This is a genomic window from Asticcacaulis sp. P2_B1 (genome assembly GCF_056404915.1).
In genome coordinates this window covers 576,987-594,453 of sequence record NZ_JBFUDD010000002.1, presented here as the reverse complement: position 1 = coordinate 594,453, position 17,467 = coordinate 576,987, and the positions used below count along the sequence as shown (strand labels likewise).

Genomic DNA, 17,467 nt, shown 5'->3' with positions numbered 1-17,467 from the left:
AGCTTCCGTTAACCATAATCGACGGGAGTTCTGCCATGAAATATGTGCGCTATATCTTCGCCATCATCGTGGTGCTGTACGCGTTGTGGATTGCTTTTCCTGTCGCCAAAGCCTTCCTGTTCCCGCCATCGGCCGCGCCTGTCACCGGCATGCGCAGCATGGATCAAAGCGATTATAACGGCGGCTTTAATGGTCCCTCGGACGGCGCCGTCGTGGCGCCCAATATGGACTCGATCCAGGGCGACACGGCCGTTGAGGCCATCGAAACCCAGAACACGCCGGTCATCCTGCTGTGGGGCGCTGTTATCCTGCTCTATGTGACCGCGGCCTGGCTGCATGCCAACGGCAACTTCCGCTCGGCCTTCACCTACGTCCTGGGCTTTATCGCCGACTGTGTCCTGACCTATGTCACCAATGGCAATAAGGGTGGCACTTTCTACGATAAAATCTTCGATATCCTGTCGGGGTGGGATCCGCGCTATGTCCTGACCCTGGTCGCTCTGGTGTTGGGTTTCCTCGTCTATATGTCGCGGCGGCGATTGCCCAAGGACCTGCTGCCCACCGACCGCGATATGCCAGATGTCATGGTCTGACGGGCGATTGTCCACAGTCAGTAGCGGACAAGCGCTCGCCGAGGGGGCGCCTAGCCGCTTGAGCTGAACCAGGGTCTGAAATAAAGTCGCAAAACGACTTGACCCAAACGCTTCAGGCTCCTAGCTAACGGGCAGCAAAACTCCTTGATAGGAAAGGCCCCGGGCATGGCTGACGACAACAATTTCGACGTAGTGATCATCGGTGGCGGACCGGGTGGCTATAATGCCGCGGTGCGCGCCGGCCAATTGGGCCTGAAAACCGCGATCGTCGAAAGCCGGGGCGTCCTCGGTGGCACCTGTCTCAATGTCGGTTGCATGCCGTCGAAGGCTCTGCTGCACGCGTCGGAGCTGTTCGAAACGGCCGCCCACGAATTCGCCAATATCGGCATCGACGTGCCGGCGCCGAAGCTCAACCTCGTTCAGATGATGAAGTCCAAGCAGGACAGCGTCACCGCCCTGACCAAGGGTGTCGAATTCCTGATGAAGAAGAACAAGGTGACCTATTTTGTCGGCCGCGGCACGATCGCCGGCCAGGGTCGCGTGACCGTCACCGGCCCTGACGGCAAGGCCCAGACCTTACTGGCGAAAAACATCGTCATCGCCACGGGTTCGGAACCGACGCCGCTGCCGGGCGTCGATGTCGATCAAAAGCAGATTGTCGATTCCACCGGCGCCCTGTCCTTGTCGTCCGTGCCGAAGTCCCTGGTCGTCGTCGGCGCCGGCATTATCGGCCTGGAACTGGGTTCGGTTTGGCGCCGCCTGGGTTCGCAGGTGACCGTCGTTGAATTCCTCGACCGCATCACTCCGGGCATGGATACCGAAACCGCCACGGCCTTCAAGCGTTCGCTGGAAAAGCAGGGCGTGACCTTCAAGCTGGGCACCAAGGTGACTTCGGCCAAGACGGGTCCCAAGGGGGTCGAGTTGACCCTGGAAGCCGCTGCCGGCGGCAATGCCGAAAAGGTCACGGCCGATGTCGTCCTGGTGGCGATCGGCCGCCGTCCCTTCACCAAGGGTTTGGGGCTCGACACGGTCGGCGTCGCCACGGATTCGCGCGGCTTTATCCCGACCAACCATTTCAAGACTGCGGCGCCGGGTGTGTGGGCGATCGGCGATGTGATCCTTGGGCCTATGCTGGCGCACAAGGCCGAAGAAGACGCGGTGGCCTGCATCGAATTGATTGCCGGCAAGGCGGGTCATGTCGATTACAATCTGGTCCCGTCCGTCGTTTACACCTTCCCGGAAGTTGCCTGGGTCGGCCAGACCGAGGAGCAGGTCAAGGCGTCGGGCGTGGCGTACAAGACCGGCAAGTTCCCGTTCATGGCCAATAGCCGAGCCAAGATCAACCATGAGACTGACGGCTTTGTGAAGTTCATCGCCGACGCCAAGACGGACAAGGTTTTGGGCGTGCACATGATGGGCCCGCAGGTTGGTGAAATGATCGGCGAGGCGTGTGTGCTGATGGCTTTCGGCGGAGCGTCGGAAGACTTGGCGCGCACCTGTCACCCGCACCCGACGCGTTCGGAAGCCGTCAAGCAGGCGGCCATGGGCGTGGAGAACTGGACGATGCAGGCGTAGCCTGAAGGTATCGGGGCGTGGGGGCTGTGCCCCCAAGTCTTCCCTTTTCTTTTCTTGCCTCGGCCCGTTGGGCCAGGGCAAGAAAAGAAGAAGCAAGGATGTGGGGTCGCGGACCCCACGCCCCATAACTTAAGGGCTGCGCATGACCGTCACCATCCTCCCCTTCACCTCCGACCTGGCGCCCGATTTCGATCGCCTCAACCGCACCTGGATCGAGCACTATTTCACTGTCGAACCCTTCGACGACCTCGTCCTCACCCAGCCCGAAAAGATGATCATCGAACCCGGCGGCGAGATCTGGTTCGGCGCCCTCGATGGCGATATCGTCGGCGTTTGCGCCCTCCTGAACTACGCCCCCGGCGTCTTCGAGTTCACCAAACTCGGCGTCGACGAAAAGGCCCGCGGCCACGGCGTTGCCCGCGCTCTCCTGCGCTTCTGCCGCGACCGTGCCACAGCCAAGGGCGCCGATATCCTGAAAATCTTCACCAATACCAGCCTGAAACCCGCCAATGCCCTTTATGTTAGCGAAGGCTTCATCGAAATCCCCCTCACCGAAGCCGAACGCTCGCGCTACAAACGCTGTGACATCATCTACGACTTGTCGCTGAAATAGCAGATCCCGTCGCCTTGTGGTTTGGCGCAGGCCGGTATACCCTGAAACCCATTCAGGGGGATTTTCATGCGACATGTTTCCATAGCCGTTTTGGCAGGTGTTTTGGCTCTGGCCGGCACCGCGCATGCCGATGACGCGCCATCGACACCGCCCGTCGACCGCGGAGCCTCCATGGCCCGCGCGCCGCAATTCGCCGCCAAGATCGATGCGGCCCTCAGCCAGCCGATCGCCACGCTCTACCAAGCCGCCCTCGGCAACGACCCGGAAGCCGCCTGGACCTACGGCCTCGCCATGGATGCAAAGCGCGATAATATGGAGGCAGTGCCGCCTGCCCAGCGCGACATCTACAACGACTACGCCGGTCGCGTGCACGATGCGCGCCTCAAATACGAAAAGAAACATAAGGACGCCGATACCTCGGACATGACCATGGACGCCTTCGTCAAGCCGACCGAGGCCGAACAACAGGCCGTCCTGCTGGTTCACGCCATCCATGATCCGGACTATTGGTTCGGCAAGGTCGATCACGCACGTACCACCCTGGATCCGGCGGTGGTCCAGCAAAGCCGCCAATGCCTCAAGGCCGTCATAGACGACGTTTCCGGTGAGGAAATGATGCGGCAATTGATGGGTGCGATCACGCTCCCCAAAGACGGCAAGGCCGATTCCGGCGGCCTGGATATGAGCGACGTGATGTTGGCCCTCGAAGACAAGGAACCGACGGACGAGGATCTCGACAATCAAGCCCTGTGCGGTGGCAAGGATGTCTATGCCCACGACAAGACCTTGATGAAGACGATTTACCAGCCGGAATTTACGATCAGTGTCACCAAGGGCAAGGACTGATCCACTTATCCCTTTGGATGCGCGGCCGCGTAGGCGCTGAGCAGGCGCTCCGTATCGACCTGGGTATATTTCTGCGTTGTCGACAAAGACACATGACCCAGCAATTCCTGGATCGACCTCAAATCCGCGCCGGAGCCCAGCAGGTGTGTGGCAAACGAATGCCGCAACGCGTGCGGCGTGGCGCGGTCGCTCAGGCCCAGCCGCGAGCGCATATGCTGGACACTGGCCTGGACGTGGCGCGGTGACAGGTCGCCGCCACGCTTGGCGCGAAACAGCTTGTCGTCGGGATTAAGCGTAAAAGGTTGCAAGGCGATATAACGATCGACGGCATCGCGTACGGCTTCCAGAACCGGCAGGCTGCGCATCTTGTTGCCCTTACCGGTGATACGCAAACTGTCGGGGAGGGGCGTATCGCGCACGGTCAAGGATAGCGCTTCGGAAATCCGCAGGCCTAATCCATAGAGCAGCATATAGACGGCCTCGTCGCGGGCATTTTCCCAATCGTCGCGGTCGCTGTCCAGCCGCGTCTCGGTCATCAGGGCCGCCGCCTGGTCTTGGTTCAAGGGCCGGGGCAGGGTAGCCTTCAGTCGCGGTCCGCGCATCAGCGCCACCTGCGGATTGGGCCGGTCGAGATGCAGGTCCAGCCAGCTATGAAAGGATTTGATCGCCGACAGATGCTGGGCCAGGGAACGCGCCGACAACGGATTATCCTTGCCGCGCAGATGCGCCATCCAGCCGCGGATATCGCCGGAGGATACGGCGACGACATCGTCAAGCGTCAGCTCGCCGGAAACCGATCCGCGCAGATGATCGACGTAGTAACGAAAGGCGTGGGCATAGGCTTCCAGCGTGCGCGGCGAACAGCGCTTCTGGTTCTTTAGCCAGGAAATCCAGGCCAATTGTGCGTCAGCTAAAGTCATGCGGGGGAGTGTGCCAAAACACCCTTAAAGAAGTGTGCGGCCTTAAGGAAGTGTTCTTCTGCGCCGGTGCGGCCCCCCTCCCCATCCTTATGGATAAGCGGGTTTGTGGTGAGAGGGCATCCCCGCGAACCTTTAGGGGGCTGTACGGAGAAGGAGACCTCAAGGACGCAGAAGAACATTCCTTGAGGAATATATAGGGAACATGCACGGCGATTTTAAGGCCCGGCCGTAAGAAAGTTCCCGCCCGCGGCCTGTCAGGCCAGCACCGGCCAACGTTCGGCGACTCTTTCGGCAACCCGGGCGACGAAAGCGACTAATTCGGCGCCCATTTCCGGCGAAAAGCCTTCGTAATCGCTGGAACCGAAGGCAACCAGGCCCGGCCGGCCTTCGCGCCACAGGGCGATGCGCAGAACGGCGGCCGACTTGACGCGCTTGACATCTTCGTCGAACAAAACGCGGCAGACACCGTCGGGGCCCAACAGGGACAGACCGTTTTCACCGATAATGTAGTCGACGCCGCCGTAATCGAGTGTCTTCCAGCCAAGCGGCACGGGCGCCGTATCTTCCAGGGCAATCGTCGCGGCGACTAGGCCGAAACGCTCGCGCGCCTCTTCGTTGAGCCGGCGGGCCAGGTCGGAATGGTTGCGCGATTCCAGCAGGCTGAGGACCAGGCCGTGTGTCTGGGTCTGGGCGTCGAAATTGGCTTTCGCAGTGATTTCGAGCTGGCGGCGAACGTCGAAGTCCTTCAGCGCGCGTTGTTCGAGACGCGACAGGGCGGCCGGACCGAAGTCGATCAGGTGGCGCGACTTGGCCTGCAAGCCCAAGGCTTCGAGCAGGGCCGTGTCGCGCGCGATCGCGTCGGCGTGCTTAACGAGATGGCGGCGCAGGGCCTGCCAATCGTCGAGATCGGGAGAAATGATGCCGCCTTCGGAACTCATCAACCGGGTAAACTTTCGCTGGAACTAGCCCTTACTGTAGTGTGAGAAACGGCGTCTGTGAAGCGCTTTTGCGGTCCAGTTGTGACAAAGCTTTCGTTTTCGTGCTAGAGGCTAAACCATGAGTCTGGCCGCCCCTGTTCCATCCCAATCGGGAGACAATTTAACCCTGATTGCTAAGGTTGTTGTCCTGGCGCCGATGGCCGAAGCCCTCGATTATGCCCTACCGGCGGAACTAAATCTCGCAATCGGCGAACATGTCCTGGTACCCTTGGGTCACGCCAAAGTACGCGGTCTTGTGATCGGCTTCGAGCGCACCGAACCCGGCGAAGAGAGGATCAATCTCAAACCGGTGATCGCTAAACTCGACGATCCCACCGTCCCCGAAGCCAGCCTGAACTTCTGGCTATGGGCGGCGCAATGGACCTTGACCCCGCCGGGCGTGTTTTTGAACGGCTGTATCCGCGCCTTGAAAATCCCGCGGCCCCAGGCCCGCCAGGGCTATGTCCTGACGGGTGAGCAACCCGGCCGGATGACAAAGGCGCGTCAGGCGGTTTTGGACACCGCGCTGGTGCCGATGACCCTGAGCGATCTCGCCATGGCCGCCGGCGTGTCGACCGGCGTGGTCAGCGCCCTGGAAAAAGAAGGCGTCCTGGCCAAGGTCGACCTCGCCGCCGATGAAGCCTGGCCGCAACCCGATCCCGACTTCGCCGCGGCGCGGCTCAACGACGATCAGGCAGCGGCCCACGGCCTGCTCCAGATCGAACAGGCGAAACATGCTTTTGCGCCGGTCCTGCTCGACGGCGTCACCGGCTCGGGCAAGACCGAAGTCTATCTCGAAGCCGTCGCCGACGTCCTGCGCGCCGACCCGGAGGCTCAGGTCCTGGTCCTGCTGCCCGAAATCGCCCTGACCCAGGCGGTACTCGGGCGCCTCGAGGCGCGTTTCGGCGTCGAGGTGGCGCAATGGCACGCCAACATCACCAACAGCTCGCGCCGGCGCATCTGGGAAGGCGTCGCCAAGGGCAAGGTCCGCCTGGTCGTCGGCGCGCGCTCGGCCCTGTTCCTGCCCTATCAACGCCTCGGCCTGATCGTCGTCGACGAAGAACACGACGGTTCCTACAAGCAGGAAGACGGCGTGCGCTACCATGCCCGCGACCTGGCCGTCTTCCGCGCCCGCATGGACGGCGCCATGGTTGTCCTCGCCTCGGCGACGCCTTCGCTGGAAACCCTGACCAATGCACAAAAGGGCCGCTACCAATGGATCCGCTTGGCCCAGCGTCACGGCGTCGCCGTCATGCCCGACATCGCCCTGATCGACATGAAACAACACGCGCCCGATAAAGGCATGTGGCTGTCGGACACCCTGGTCGGCGAAATCCTGGCGACCCTGCAGCGCCGCGAACAGGTCCTGCTGTTCCTCAACCGCCGCGGCTATGCGCCGCTGGTCCTGTGCAAGGCGTGCGGCGAGAAAATGACCTCGCCCAAGACCGATTCGTGGCTGGTTGAACACCGCTCGTCGGGCCGGCTGGTCTGTCACCTGACCGGTTTTTCGATGCGCAAACCGGCCGCCTGTCCGCATTGCGGGGCGAAGGACAGCCTGATCTCGGTCGGTCCCGGCGTCGAACGCATTCTAGAAGAGGTGCAGAGCCGCTTCCCCGAGGCGCGCGCCGAGGTTTTTTCGTCGGACACCGTGCCAGATGCAGCCGCCTCGGCCAGCCTGATCCGCCGTATCGAAGACCACGATATCGATATCATCATCGCGACCCAGGCGGCGGCCAAGGGCCACAACTTCCCCAACCTGACCCTGGTGGGCGTGGTCGATGCCGATCTGGGCCTCAAGGGCGGCGACCTGCGCGCGGCCGAGCGCACCTTCCAGCTCCTGGCCCAGGCGACCGGCCGGGCAGGGCGCAAGCTGAAACCCGGCAAGGCCCTGCTGCAAACCTATACGCCCGAACATCCGGTCATGCAGGCCCTGGCGCAGGGCGATCGCGAGGCCTTCTACACCTATGAATCGATGTCACGCGAAATGGCCAAGTTCCCGCCCTTCGGCCGATTGGCGGCCTTGATCCTGACGGCCAAGGACCAAAACCTGCTCAGCAAGTTTTCGCGCGAACTAGCCCTGTTTATCCCGCACAGCGACGGCATCGATGTCTACGGTCCGGCCGACGCGCCGCTGGCCCTGGTGCGCGGCCAATGGCGCAAACGGTTCCTCGTCCGCGCCGATCGCAACCGCGATCTCCAGGCCTTCGTTTCGCACTGGCTGGCGGCGATCAAGCGGCCGAATGCGATCCGGCTGGTCGTCGATATCGACCCGTACAGTTTTTTGTGATATACCCATTTCTGGTATCGGAGGCCAGAATGGGCAAGAACACATCTTTTACGCTGAATGATCACTTCGTGAGCTTTATCGACACTCAGGTAAAGGGGGGGCGATATAATTCCGCGAGTGATGTTGTACGAGCTGGTTTGAGGTTGCTTGAAGAAGATGAGGCGAAGCTTGAAACTCTTCGCGCGGCCCTGATTGCCGGTGAGCAAAGCGGTCAGTCTACCGAATTTGACTTTGACGATTTTTTAGCTCGTAAACGAGCCCAACACGCAAAATGACACGCCGTCTTATCCTATCGCCACTTGCTCAGGCGGATATTGACGACGTTTACGAATGGTCATTTGAAAAATGGGGAGAAGAACAGGCTGAGGATTACGTTCTGGCTTTACGCAAGATGTTGTCCCGACTGGCTGATAAACCTTACCTGGGAAGACAAAGCGGCCAGATACGGCACGGGTACTACCGTATGTCTGTCGGTACACATGTCATCTTTTATCAAGTGATCGCCGATAGTATTGACGTGAAACGTGTCCTTCACCAAGCGATGGACTTCAAACGCCACCTGTAAATTAAGCCGCTACATCCAGGTGCTGCCCAACCGCCGGCGCTTCGCGTTTGATGTCGCGCTCGATGTCTTCCATCTCCTTCTTCAACGCCTTCAATTCCTTATCGACATCCTCGAACGCCTTATCGGTGTCCTTGTCAGGCTTTTTCGCCTTCATCTGGATACGCGCCGGCGTCAGCATCTTGTCTTCGATCCACTGGACCAGGCCTTTGATTTCCTTGGTGAATTCCAGGCCGTCTTCGCCAGCCATGGTCTTTACCTTTTCCGCGATCTGACCATAAAGGGCGTGCTTCTCGTCATGGGGCGCTGCCGCAACCGCTGGATCGGCCAACGGCGGCGCAGGCTCGGCCGCGGCGGTCGGTTGTTCGATGGCCACGGCAGGATCCTGGGCAGGTTCATCCGTTGCGGAAGCCTCCTCAGGCGCCGCATCCGTGTCTTTCGCCGTATCGTCCTTCGAAGCATCGTCCGCGGTGGCGTCCGCCGGTGGGGCCATCGCCACATCGGCCGGCATCATCGCGTCGACAGCGCCAGCGCTGGCCCCAATTTCCTTGTCGGTGGCCGCCTTATAGTCCTTGAGCGCGGCCTTCAACTCCTTGAACACCTGGGCCAAGGCCTTGGCCATCTCCTTCGGATTGCCGGAGAACAGTTTTCGCAGGATCTGCAACCGTTTCTTGATGCCCTCGATCTTTTCCCGGATGAAGCTCTTGTCCTTATCGGCCGCCTTCATTACCGGCGACTCGAAGGCCTTGGACGCCACCGTCTCGATGGTGCGCTTCTTCTCGTCGGCCTTGGTCAGGAGGTTGTATTTGTCGTTGGACATGCCGCGCGCCGACCACGGTGTGATCAGGGGCGCGCCCGAATTGGTGCGGATAGTGACGTCCATAATTCCTTGAGCCTTCTGCTGAGGAAGAATGGACTATGCCACGGGCGAACTTAATACGGCGTTACGTCTTCTTCTTCTTGCGCCGGAACATCTGCAGCGCCTCGACAAAGCCGGCAAAGGCCATGGCGGCGTAGATATAGCCCTTGTCGATATGATGGCCGAAGCCTTCCATCACGAGAACCACACCAATCATCAGAAGGAAGCCGAGCGCCAGCATGACGATACTGGCGTGCTTGTGGATGAAGGCCGAGATTGGACCCGAGGCCGCGAACATCAAGCCGACAGCCACCAGGACGGCCGCGATCATGATCGGCAGGTGGTCGGTCATGCCGACCGCGGTCAGGATGCTGTCGACCGAAAAGACCAGGTCGAGGATCAGGATCTGCACGATCGCCGCTGTCATGCTCATGCGCTTGGGCTGCGGCTTATTGTCGCCATCGGCGTGGCCGTCGGTCGATTCGATGATCTCGGAGGTCGCCTTATAGATCAGGAATATGCCGCCGCCGATCAGGATCAGGTCGCGCCACGAGAAACCGTGCCCGAACAAAGTGAACACCGCCGCCTTGAGATTGACGATGATATAGAGGCTGCCCAGCAGCGCGACACGCAGGCCCAGGGCGCCGAACAAACCGATGGCGCGGGCACGGGGCCTTTGCGCCTCGGGCAATTTATTGGTTAGAATGGAAACGAAGACCAGATTGTCGATCCCCAAGACAATCTCCATGACGATCAACGTCAACAGCGCTGCCCAGGCGGCGGGGTCGAGTAATAGTACTGTTATATCGTTCATTTGGCCTAAATCTCTGTCTTTTTGCTGCGGGCGACACTCTGTCCTAAATAAAAGAATTGCCTTAAATCTCAAGGCTCCCGCACAAAAGATATTTTGGCCGCTGTTCCGTGTTTTTTGGCCTTGTTTGGTTGCGATGCCAAAATCCCTATGCTAAGAGGCGCGCGGCTCGTCACACGAAGAGGCGCTTATCTGCGCCCGTGAGCCTATGCCACAAAAGCAATACAGCTCCATTTACACGGATTCACACGTGAACGATCAATTTCGAGAAACGGAAGCCGCAGCGCGTTATGCCAAGGCCGCCTTCGAACTGGCGCAGGACGGAAAAGTCCTCGACAAGGTTCATGGCGATCTCGCCGCGCTCAAGGCTCTGCTTCTGTCGAGCAGCGAGCTGCGCACCTTCGTCGGGTCGCAGGTTTATAAGTCGGACGTCAAGCTGAACGGCCTGCTGGCCGTCGCCGAAGGCAAGAAGGCCGGCGGCCTTAAGCTCAACGACCTGATCAGGAAGACCCTCAGCGTCCTGGCGGCCAACCGCCGCATCGGCGAAGTCCTGCCGTTCATCACCGCTTTCAACCGGCTCTACGCCGCCCATAAGGGCATCGTCAGCGCCGACGTCATCTCAGCCGTGCCGCTCACCGCGTCGCAGCTGGAAGACCTCAAGACGGCCCTGGGCAAGACCCTGGGCCACGCCGCCGACATCAGCACCTCCGTTGATCCGGCTCTCCTGGGCGGGCTGAAGGTCCGCGTAGGCTCGCGTCTGTTTGACGCTTCGCTCAAGACCAAACTTGATTCCCTTAAATTCGCCCTTAAGAGAGCGTAATACCCATGGACATTCGTGCTGCCGAAATCTCGGCCATCCTCAAAGCTCAAATTGCTGGTTTCGGTGAAGAAGCCGACGTCTCCGACGTAGGCCAGGTACTCAGCGTCGGCGACGGTATCGCCCGCGTTTACGGTCTCGACAAGGTTCAGGCCGGCGAAATGGTGCTGTTCCCGAAAGCCGGCGTCAAGGGCATGGCCCTGAACCTGGAAAAGGACAATGTCGGTATCGTTATCTTCGGCGAAGACCGCGACATCTCCGAAGGCGACGAAGTCCGCCGCCTCGGCGAAATCGTCCAGGTGCCGGTCGGCCGTGGCCTGCTCGGCCGCGTCGTCAACCCGCTGGGTGAGCCGATCGACGGCAAGGGCCCGATCGTTTCGACCGAATCGCGCCGCGTCGACGTCAAGGCGCCGGGTATCATCCCGCGCAAGTCGGTGCACGAACCCGTGCAGACCGGCATCAAGGCCATCGACACCCTGATCCCCGTCGGCCGCGGCCAGCGCGAACTGATCATCGGTGACCGTCAAACCGGTAAGACCGCCGTCGCCATCGACGCCATCCTGAACCAGAAGGCGATCAATGCCGGCACCGACGAGTCGGCCAAGCTGTATTGCATCTATGTCGCGATCGGCCAGAAGCGCTCGACCGTCGCCCAGATCGTCAAGGCTTTGGAAGAAAACGGCGCCCTGGAATACACCATCATCGTTTCCGCCACTGCCTCCGAGCCCGCCCCGCTGCAATTCATCGCGCCCTTCGCCGGTTGCGCCATGGGCGAATGGTTCCGCGACAACGGCATGCACGGCCTGATCATCTATGACGATCTGTCCAAGCAAGCCGTCGCCTATCGTCAGATGTCCCTGCTGCTGCGCCGTCCGCCCGGCCGCGAAGCCTATCCTGGCGACGTCTTCTACCTGCACAGCCGCCTGCTGGAACGCGCCGCCAAGCTCAACGAAGAAAACGGTTCTGGCTCGCTGACCGCCCTGCCGATCATCGAAACCCAGGCCAACGACGTCTCGGCCTACATCCCGACCAACGTGATCTCGATCACCGACGGCCAGATCTTCCTCGAAACCGACCTGTTCTTCCAGGGCATCCGTCCGGCCGTCAACGTCGGTCTGTCGGTGTCGCGCGTCGGTTCGTCGGCCCAGATCAAGGCGATGAAGCAGGTTGCCGGCGCCATCAAGGGCGACCTGGCCCAGTATCGCGAAATGGCCGCCTTCGCCAAGTTTGGTTCCGACCTCGACGCCGCCACCCAGCGTCTGCTGGCGCGTGGCGCCCGTCTGACGGAGCTCTTGAAGCAGCCGCAATATTCGCCGCTGAAGGTCGAAGAGCAGGTTGCGGTCATCTATGCCGGTACCCGTGGTTATCTCGATACTGTCGCCGTCGGTGACGTCCGCCGCTACGAAGCCGACCTCTTGTCGCTGCTGCGCACCCGCCACCTCGACCTCCTGACCGCGATCCGCGAGCAGAAGGCCCTGTCGGCCGACCTCGAAGCCCAGCTCAAGACCGTCGTCGCCGACTTCACTTCGAACTTCGCCTAAGCCCGGATAGACCCAGACCATGGCAAGCTTAAAGGACATGCGCGTTCAGATCGGCAGCGTGAAAGCCACGCAGAAGATCACGAAGGCGATGCAGATGGTGGCGGCAGCCAAGCTGAAGCGGGCGCAGGACTCGGCGGAAAACGCCCGTCCCTATGCGAAGCGCATGGCGGCTGTCATCGCCAACCTGGCGAAGGGCATCACCGGCGACTCGGCGCCGCAAATGCTGGTCGGCAACGGTTCCCAGACCAACCAATTGGTGGTCGTAGCCACCGCCGATCGCGGTCTGGCCGGCGGTTTCAACTCCAATATCGCCCGCGCCGCTATCGTTTTCATCAAGGAACAGATCGCCGCCGGCAATAAGGTTCGCATCATTACCGTGGGCCGTAAGGGCCGCGACACCCTGAAGCGGCAGTTTGCCGACAAGATCGTCGACTCGTTCGACATGTCGGGCACCAAGGTGCTGACGCTCGACGCCGTCAAGCCGATCGCCGAAAAGATCACCGCCGAATTCCTCGAAGGCCGTGCTGACGTGGTGACGCTGTTCTATTCGCGTTTCCAATCGGTCATCGCCCAGGTGCCGACGCCCAAGCGTCTCATCCCGGTCGAGGTCGACGAAAAGGCCGTGGAAGATACCCATGGCGCCGTCTACGAATACGAGCCCTCGGAAGAGGAAATCCTGGAAGTCTTGCTGCCGCGGAATCTCAGCGTGCAACTGCTGTCCAGCATGCTTGAAAACAACGCCGGTTTCTATGCCGCCCAGATGAGCGCGATGGATAATGCCACGCGTAATGCCGGCGACATGATCAACGCGATGACCCTGAAATATAACCGCAAACGCCAGGCCCAGATCACGACCGAACTGATCGAGATCATCGCCGGCGCCGAAGCCCTGTAAGGAATTACACATGTCCGCCATCCAAAAGATCGTCGCCGCGACCGGCAAGGTCTCGCAAATCATCGGCGCCGTCGTCGACGTCGAGTTCGACGGCAAGCTGCCTGCCATCCTGAACGCCCTTGAGACCACCAACACCGCCACCGGCGCGCGTCTGGTCCTCGAAGTCGCCCAGCATCTGGGTGAAAACACCGTCCGCACCATCGCCATGGACGCCACCGAAGGTCTGGTCCGCGGTCAGGCCGTCGCCGACACCGGCGCCGCCATCACCGTGCCGGTCGGCCCGGCGACGCTCGGCCGCATCATGAACGTCATCGGCGAGCCGATCGACGAAGCCGGTCCGATCGACACCACCTTCTTCAACCCGATCCACGCCGATGCCCCGGCCTTCGCCGATCAAGCGACCTCGGCCGAGCTGCTGGTCACCGGCATCAAGGTCGTCGACCTGATCTGCCCATACGCCAAGGGCGGCAAGATCGGCCTGTTCGGCGGCGCCGGCGTCGGCAAGACCGTTACGATCCAGGAACTGATCAACAACATCGCCAAGGCCTACGGTGGCTATTCCGTGTTCGCCGGCGTCGGTGAACGTACCCGCGAAGGCAACGACCTCTATCACGAAATGATCGAGTCGAACGTCAACCAAAAGGGCGGCGGCGGCACGTCGCGCTGTACCCTGGTTTACGGTCAAATGAACGAACCTCCCGGCGCCCGCGCCCGCGTCGCCTTGACCGGCCTGGCCCAGGCCGAATATTTCCGCGACGTCGAAGGCAAGGACGTTCTGTTCTTCGTCGACAACATCTTCCGTTTCACCCAGGCCGGTTCCGAAGTGTCCGCCTTGCTGGGCCGTATTCCGTCGGCCGTCGGTTATCAACCGACTCTGGCCACCGAAATGGGCCGTCTGCAGGAACGCATCACCTCGACCAACAAGGGCTCGATCACCTCGGTTCAAGCCGTTTACGTCCCGGCCGACGACTTGACCGACCCGGCGCCGGCCACTTCGTTCGCCCACTTGGACGCCACGACGGTTCTGTCGCGTTCGATCGCCGAACAGGGCATCTATCCGGCCGTCGATCCGCTCGACTCGACCTCGCGTATTCTCGACCCGCGCGTCGTCGGCCAGGAACACTACGACACCGCCACGCGCGTTCAGGAAATCCTGCAGCAGTACAAGGCGTTGAAGGACATCATCGCCATTCTGGGTATGGACGAACTGTCCGAAGACGACAAGCTGGTCGTCGCCCGCGCCCGCAAGATCCAGCGCTTCATGTCGCAGCCCTTCCACGTCGCTGAAATCTTCACCGGCACGCCGGGCGTGCTGATGTCGATCGAAGACACCATCAAGGGCTTCAAGGGCATCTGCAATGGTGACTACGATCATCTGCCGGAAGCCGCCTTCTACATGGTCGGCACGATCGAGGACGCCATCGCCAAGGCCGAGCGCCTGGCTGGCGAGGGCAAGTAAGCATGTCCGATAAACTCCACGTTTCGCTGGTGACTCCGGAAGCCGAACTTTATTCGGGTGAAGTCGATCACGTCATCGCTCCGGGTTCTGAAGGTGAGTTCGATGTCCTGGCGCACCACGCGCCGTTCATGACGACCCTGGCCGAAGGTCAGGTGACGATCGTCAACGAAGGCAAGAGCCGGGTGTTCCAGGTTCGTGGCGGTTTCGCCGATGTCAACGAAGACGGCATGACGATCCTGGCGGAGCATGCGGACGAGTATATCGAAACCGTGCACTAAATTTGCGGGGTGTGGGGCCTGAGGCCCCACATCTTCTCTTAATCCATGAAAAAGCCTGGGCTATCGGCCCAGGCTTTTTCATGGATAGGGAAAGACCTGGGGCACAGCCCCCAGACCTCGTAAATTTAGCTCACACCTTGCTGATAACTTCGAACCCACCGAAGATCAGCCGCTTGCCGTCAAACGGCATATCCTGGTTCATTTGCATGCGCGGATCGGCCATGACCTTTTCGTTCCCGGCGTCGCGTGATTGTCGGTCGGGCCAGGTGACCCACGAAAACACCACCACCTCGTCTTCTTCCAGCTTCACTGCCATCGGAAACGACGTGACCTTGCCTTCGGGGACATCGTCGCCCCAGCATTCGACGACTTCGAGCGCGCCGTTGTCTTTCCAGATTTCGGCGGCCATCTGCGCCATCTTCACATAGGCGTCCTTGTTGGTCTTTTTGACCGGGATTAAAAAACCGTCGACATAGGCCATGGCAGGCTCCTTTCGCGTTGGAGCCTGTTTTGTATCATCGGATGACGGGGAGGGGGGCGCACAACTGCGTGAGACCTGGCTGGGAGTTTACGGGGTTTGGGGCCTGAGGCCCCAAGCCTTCCCTTTTCCTGACTAAGCCTGGCCCAGAGGGCCAAGGCTAAGTCAGGAAGAAGCAAGATGTGGGGTCGCGGACCCCACGCCCCGTAAACTTCACGCAAGCCCACGAAATTCCGCAATCACCTTGCGATAGCTATCCCGCTTGAAATGCACCACGCGATCGATCACCCGATCGATATCGCACCATTCCCAACGCGAAAACTCCTGCTCATGATGCGCTTTCAAATCGATCTCGGCATCCTCACCGACAAACCGATAAGCAAACCAGATCTGCTTCTGACCCTTGAAGTTCCGCCCGATCTTCTTCTGCGCCAGAACCTCGGCCGGGAAATCATACATCACCCAGTCCTTGGTCCGCCCGATCAGCTCGACACTGCGAATCCCGGTCTCTTCATACAGTTCCCGCAAAGCCGCCGCTTCCAGGTCCTCGCCCTCGTCGACCCCGCCCTGCGGAAACTGCCAGGCATGATCGCCACCGATGCCAAAGCGATGACCGATCCACACCTTGCCCTCGCCATTAAAGACGACCAGCCCGACATTCGGGCGATACTCGGAAGGTGGATGCTTCATTGATGGGTTATCGCGGACGCCGGCGCCAATTGCAGGCCCTTGGCATTCAGCGATTGCGTCCAGTTGAGCGCCACGGCCAGAGTCACCGGATAGGCAAAGCCCGTCCCCAAGGCGTTGCCGCGGTTCTTGGCAGTCGCCTCCAGCCCCGCCAGCTGGGCATTAATGGCCGTGGCGTTGATCTGGTTGTCGATGATGCGATCGGCGCTGCCGCGCGCCCAGGCGCCCTGCAAGCCCTTGGCCTGGCCATCGTCGATAAAGGCGACCCCGCGCGATTTCAAATTGCTCAGGAAGGTCGCGGTGCCGGCCTTGTCCTTGAAAAACGCGCTGCCCTGATAATTGCTGACCGCGAAATAACCGGTGGCCCGGCTGAGCGCCCAGTTGAGATGGTTCGTCAGGTCGTCCGTGGCGGCATTGGCCATCAAGGTCTGCGGGCCCGGATCATTGTCGGGATAGTTGGATGGCTGCATCGGCACTTCGATCATGACTTCGTGGCCCGAAGCGCGCGCCAGGTCGATCCAGCCCTGCAGGCCGGTCGTATAGGGCACGAAGGACAGGGTCACTTCCGGCGGCAACTGATCAATAGCTTCGCGTGTCGTGGTCGGATTGAGGCCCAGGCCGCCGACGATCAGCGCCACCATGGGGCGGCCGTCGCTCTTGAACGGGCGGGCATAGGCCGAAGCCGGCGTCATGCCTGTGGGCGCGATCATCGGCAACGGACCGGTATTGGTCGTCTGGACCAGGCCCGCGATCGGCGATTGAGCCAGTGGCGAGGACGGTCCGCGCACGACACTGACCGCTGAAGGCGCGTTGTCGTCGGCGCCGGGCATGGTGATGACAGCGGTCCCCGAAGGTGGCGCGGAGGTATCGCCGTTCAGGCTGAAATTGCTGGCGCTGGCATCGGGGAACAGGCCCAGACTGTCGAGCGTCAGGGACTGCATGCCGGCCTGGTCGTCGCCCGAAGTGCTGCCGCCGGCCGTATCCGCCAGGGTGACGGAACCCTTGGCCTTGGGCAGGTTGATGCGCACCGACGGCGAGCCGGCTTCCGGATCGCCGGCCAGGTTCAGGAACACAATCAGGACACAGACAAAGGCGCCGAACGCCGACACCGGCGCGACATAGGGCTTTTTGAAGGTTTCGACGACGGGCGCCACCAATGCCTTGACATCAATTTTCATGCCGGCGGATTTGAAACCCGCGGCATTGGTCAGGGATGGCATTTTGGGCTTAGCAAACATGGGCCGCTGATCCGTAAACTGAGCTCCAGTT

Annotated in this window: 19 protein-coding genes; 12 read left to right on the top strand and 7 right to left on the bottom strand. The window is 60.9% G+C overall.

Annotated features, from left to right (window positions below; all coding sequences use genetic code 11):
* Window positions 1-35: 35 nt before the first annotated feature.
* From AC1DX3_RS07030 to AC1DX3_RS07015, 4 genes are all read left to right on the top strand, one after another.
* Window positions 36-593 carry a hypothetical protein gene (locus tag AC1DX3_RS07030; protein ID WP_476988540.1) on the top strand — a complete coding sequence of 186 codons (558 nt, stop codon included), beginning with the start codon at window positions 36-38 and terminating at the stop codon, window positions 591-593.
* 165 nt (window positions 594-758) lie between these two features.
* Window positions 759-2,168, top strand: a complete 1,410-nt coding sequence (gene lpdA / locus AC1DX3_RS07025; RefSeq protein WP_476988539.1) for a dihydrolipoyl dehydrogenase — start codon at window positions 759-761, stop codon at window positions 2,166-2,168.
* A 142-nt stretch (window positions 2,169-2,310) separates the two neighbouring features.
* Entirely contained in the window at window positions 2,311-2,781 is a 471-nt protein-coding gene (locus tag AC1DX3_RS07020) for a GNAT family N-acetyltransferase (RefSeq protein ID WP_476988538.1), read from the top strand.
* Window positions 2,782-2,847: 66 nt separating this feature from the next.
* Entirely contained in the window at window positions 2,848-3,627 is a 780-nt protein-coding gene (locus tag AC1DX3_RS07015; protein WP_476988537.1) for a hypothetical protein, read from the top strand.
* Window positions 3,628-3,632: 5 nt separating this feature from the next.
* On the opposite strand, the gene AC1DX3_RS07010 is transcribed toward AC1DX3_RS07015, so the two are convergent.
* Both AC1DX3_RS07010 and AC1DX3_RS07005 read right to left on the bottom strand, forming a co-directional pair.
* The gene (locus AC1DX3_RS07010; protein WP_476988536.1) at window positions 3,633-4,547 is read right to left on the bottom strand and encodes a tyrosine recombinase XerC; all 915 of its coding nucleotides are present in this window, start codon (window positions 4,545-4,547) and stop codon (window positions 3,633-3,635) included.
* Window positions 4,548-4,801: 254 nt separating this feature from the next.
* Window positions 4,802-5,485: a DUF484 family protein gene (locus tag AC1DX3_RS07005; protein WP_476988535.1), complete on the bottom strand. Its 684-nt coding sequence runs from the start codon at window positions 5,483-5,485 to the stop codon at window positions 4,802-4,804.
* Between the two features lie 118 nt (window positions 5,486-5,603).
* Between AC1DX3_RS07005 and AC1DX3_RS07000 the strand changes: the two genes are divergently transcribed.
* Genes AC1DX3_RS07000 through AC1DX3_RS06990 form a run of 3 tightly spaced genes read left to right on the top strand, consistent with a single transcriptional unit; the run spans window position 5,604 to window position 8,376 of the window.
* Complete coding sequence (locus AC1DX3_RS07000) at window positions 5,604-7,811, top strand: primosomal protein N' (protein ID WP_476988534.1); 2,208 nt, start codon at window positions 5,604-5,606, stop codon at window positions 7,809-7,811.
* Window positions 7,812-7,840: 29 nt separating this feature from the next.
* Complete coding sequence (locus AC1DX3_RS06995; protein WP_476988533.1) at window positions 7,841-8,086, top strand: type II toxin-antitoxin system ParD family antitoxin; 246 nt, start codon at window positions 7,841-7,843, stop codon at window positions 8,084-8,086.
* Entirely contained in the window at window positions 8,083-8,376 is a 294-nt protein-coding gene (locus AC1DX3_RS06990; protein ID WP_476988532.1) for a type II toxin-antitoxin system RelE/ParE family toxin, read from the top strand. Before AC1DX3_RS06995 ends, AC1DX3_RS06990 begins: the two co-directional genes overlap by 4 nt.
* A 1-nt stretch (window position 8,377) precedes the next feature.
* Here the strand turns inward: AC1DX3_RS06990 and AC1DX3_RS06985 are convergent, their stop codons facing one another.
* Window positions 8,378-9,256 carry a hypothetical protein gene (locus AC1DX3_RS06985; protein ID WP_476988531.1) on the bottom strand — a complete coding sequence of 293 codons (879 nt, stop codon included), beginning with the start codon at window positions 9,254-9,256 and terminating at the stop codon, window positions 8,378-8,380.
* A 61-nt stretch (window positions 9,257-9,317) separates the two neighbouring features.
* Entirely contained in the window at window positions 9,318-10,046 is a 729-nt protein-coding gene (locus tag AC1DX3_RS06980; protein WP_476988530.1) for a TerC family protein, read from the bottom strand.
* A gap of 247 nt (window positions 10,047-10,293) precedes the next feature.
* Between AC1DX3_RS06980 and atpH the strand changes: the two genes are divergently transcribed.
* The 5 genes from atpH to AC1DX3_RS06955 are packed head-to-tail and all read left to right on the top strand — an operon-like array spanning window position 10,294 to window position 15,033.
* On the top strand, window positions 10,294-10,863 hold the full coding sequence (gene atpH, locus AC1DX3_RS06975; RefSeq protein WP_476988529.1) for an ATP synthase F1 subunit delta: 570 nt from the start codon (window positions 10,294-10,296) through the stop codon (window positions 10,861-10,863).
* Between the two features lie 5 nt (window positions 10,864-10,868).
* On the top strand, window positions 10,869-12,401 hold the full coding sequence (gene atpA, locus AC1DX3_RS06970; protein WP_476988528.1) for a F0F1 ATP synthase subunit alpha: 1,533 nt from the start codon (window positions 10,869-10,871) through the stop codon (window positions 12,399-12,401).
* Between the two features lie 19 nt (window positions 12,402-12,420).
* On the top strand, window positions 12,421-13,296 hold the full coding sequence (locus AC1DX3_RS06965; RefSeq protein WP_476988527.1) for a F0F1 ATP synthase subunit gamma: 876 nt from the start codon (window positions 12,421-12,423) through the stop codon (window positions 13,294-13,296).
* 10 nt (window positions 13,297-13,306) lie between these two features.
* Complete coding sequence (atpD, locus tag AC1DX3_RS06960) at window positions 13,307-14,755, top strand: F0F1 ATP synthase subunit beta (RefSeq protein WP_476988526.1); 1,449 nt, start codon at window positions 13,307-13,309, stop codon at window positions 14,753-14,755.
* Window positions 14,756-14,757: 2 nt separating this feature from the next.
* Complete coding sequence (locus AC1DX3_RS06955; protein ID WP_476988525.1) at window positions 14,758-15,033, top strand: ATP synthase F1 subunit epsilon; 276 nt, start codon at window positions 14,758-14,760, stop codon at window positions 15,031-15,033.
* Window positions 15,034-15,163: 130 nt separating this feature from the next.
* Here AC1DX3_RS06955 and AC1DX3_RS06950 read toward each other — a convergent pair whose 3' ends face one another.
* The 3 genes from AC1DX3_RS06950 to AC1DX3_RS06940 all read right to left on the bottom strand — a co-directional run bounded on the left by AC1DX3_RS06950 (window position 15,164) and on the right by AC1DX3_RS06940 (window position 17,436).
* Entirely contained in the window at window positions 15,164-15,514 is a 351-nt protein-coding gene (locus AC1DX3_RS06950; RefSeq protein ID WP_476988524.1) for a DUF1428 domain-containing protein, read from the bottom strand.
* A gap of 210 nt (window positions 15,515-15,724) precedes the next feature.
* On the bottom strand, window positions 15,725-16,201 hold the full coding sequence (locus tag AC1DX3_RS06945; RefSeq protein WP_476988523.1) for an RNA pyrophosphohydrolase: 477 nt from the start codon (window positions 16,199-16,201) through the stop codon (window positions 15,725-15,727).
* Window positions 16,198-17,436 carry a divergent polysaccharide deacetylase family protein gene (locus AC1DX3_RS06940; RefSeq protein WP_476988522.1) on the bottom strand — a complete coding sequence of 413 codons (1,239 nt, stop codon included), beginning with the start codon at window positions 17,434-17,436 and terminating at the stop codon, window positions 16,198-16,200. Before AC1DX3_RS06940 ends, AC1DX3_RS06945 begins: the two co-directional genes overlap by 4 nt.
* Between the last annotated feature and the right edge of the window lie 31 nt (window positions 17,437-17,467).

What these genes read in the sequence shown, in the direction of transcription:
- AC1DX3_RS07030 (WP_476988540.1), top strand. Translation starts at nt 36, where the DNA reads ATGAAATATGTGCGCTATATCTTCGCCATCATCGTGGTGCTGTACGCG.
- lpdA (WP_476988539.1), top strand. Translation starts at nt 759, where the DNA reads ATGGCTGACGACAACAATTTCGACGTAGTGATCATCGGTGGCGGACCG.
- AC1DX3_RS07020 (WP_476988538.1), top strand. Translation starts at nt 2,311, where the DNA reads ATGACCGTCACCATCCTCCCCTTCACCTCCGACCTGGCGCCCGATTTC.
- AC1DX3_RS07015 (WP_476988537.1), top strand. Translation starts at nt 2,848, where the DNA reads ATGCGACATGTTTCCATAGCCGTTTTGGCAGGTGTTTTGGCTCTGGCC.
- AC1DX3_RS07010 (WP_476988536.1), bottom strand. Translation starts at nt 4,547, where the DNA reads ATGACTTTAGCTGACGCACAATTGGCCTGGATTTCCTGGCTAAAGAAC.
- AC1DX3_RS07005 (WP_476988535.1), bottom strand. Translation starts at nt 5,485, where the DNA reads ATGAGTTCCGAAGGCGGCATCATTTCTCCCGATCTCGACGATTGGCAG.
- AC1DX3_RS07000 (WP_476988534.1), top strand. Translation starts at nt 5,604, where the DNA reads ATGAGTCTGGCCGCCCCTGTTCCATCCCAATCGGGAGACAATTTAACC.
- AC1DX3_RS06995 (WP_476988533.1), top strand. Translation starts at nt 7,841, where the DNA reads ATGGGCAAGAACACATCTTTTACGCTGAATGATCACTTCGTGAGCTTT.
- AC1DX3_RS06990 (WP_476988532.1), top strand. Translation starts at nt 8,083, where the DNA reads ATGACACGCCGTCTTATCCTATCGCCACTTGCTCAGGCGGATATTGAC.
- AC1DX3_RS06985 (WP_476988531.1), bottom strand. Translation starts at nt 9,256, where the DNA reads ATGGACGTCACTATCCGCACCAATTCGGGCGCGCCCCTGATCACACCG.
- AC1DX3_RS06980 (WP_476988530.1), bottom strand. Translation starts at nt 10,046, where the DNA reads ATGAACGATATAACAGTACTATTACTCGACCCCGCCGCCTGGGCAGCG.
- atpA (WP_476988528.1), top strand. Translation starts at nt 10,869, where the DNA reads ATGGACATTCGTGCTGCCGAAATCTCGGCCATCCTCAAAGCTCAAATT.
- AC1DX3_RS06965 (WP_476988527.1), top strand. Translation starts at nt 12,421, where the DNA reads ATGGCAAGCTTAAAGGACATGCGCGTTCAGATCGGCAGCGTGAAAGCC.
- atpD (WP_476988526.1), top strand. Translation starts at nt 13,307, where the DNA reads ATGTCCGCCATCCAAAAGATCGTCGCCGCGACCGGCAAGGTCTCGCAA.
- AC1DX3_RS06955 (WP_476988525.1), top strand. Translation starts at nt 14,758, where the DNA reads ATGTCCGATAAACTCCACGTTTCGCTGGTGACTCCGGAAGCCGAACTT.
- AC1DX3_RS06950 (WP_476988524.1), bottom strand. Translation starts at nt 15,514, where the DNA reads ATGGCCTATGTCGACGGTTTTTTAATCCCGGTCAAAAAGACCAACAAG.
- AC1DX3_RS06945 (WP_476988523.1), bottom strand. Translation starts at nt 16,201, where the DNA reads ATGAAGCATCCACCTTCCGAGTATCGCCCGAATGTCGGGCTGGTCGTC.
- AC1DX3_RS06940 (WP_476988522.1), bottom strand. Translation starts at nt 17,436, where the DNA reads ATGTTTGCTAAGCCCAAAATGCCATCCCTGACCAATGCCGCGGGTTTC.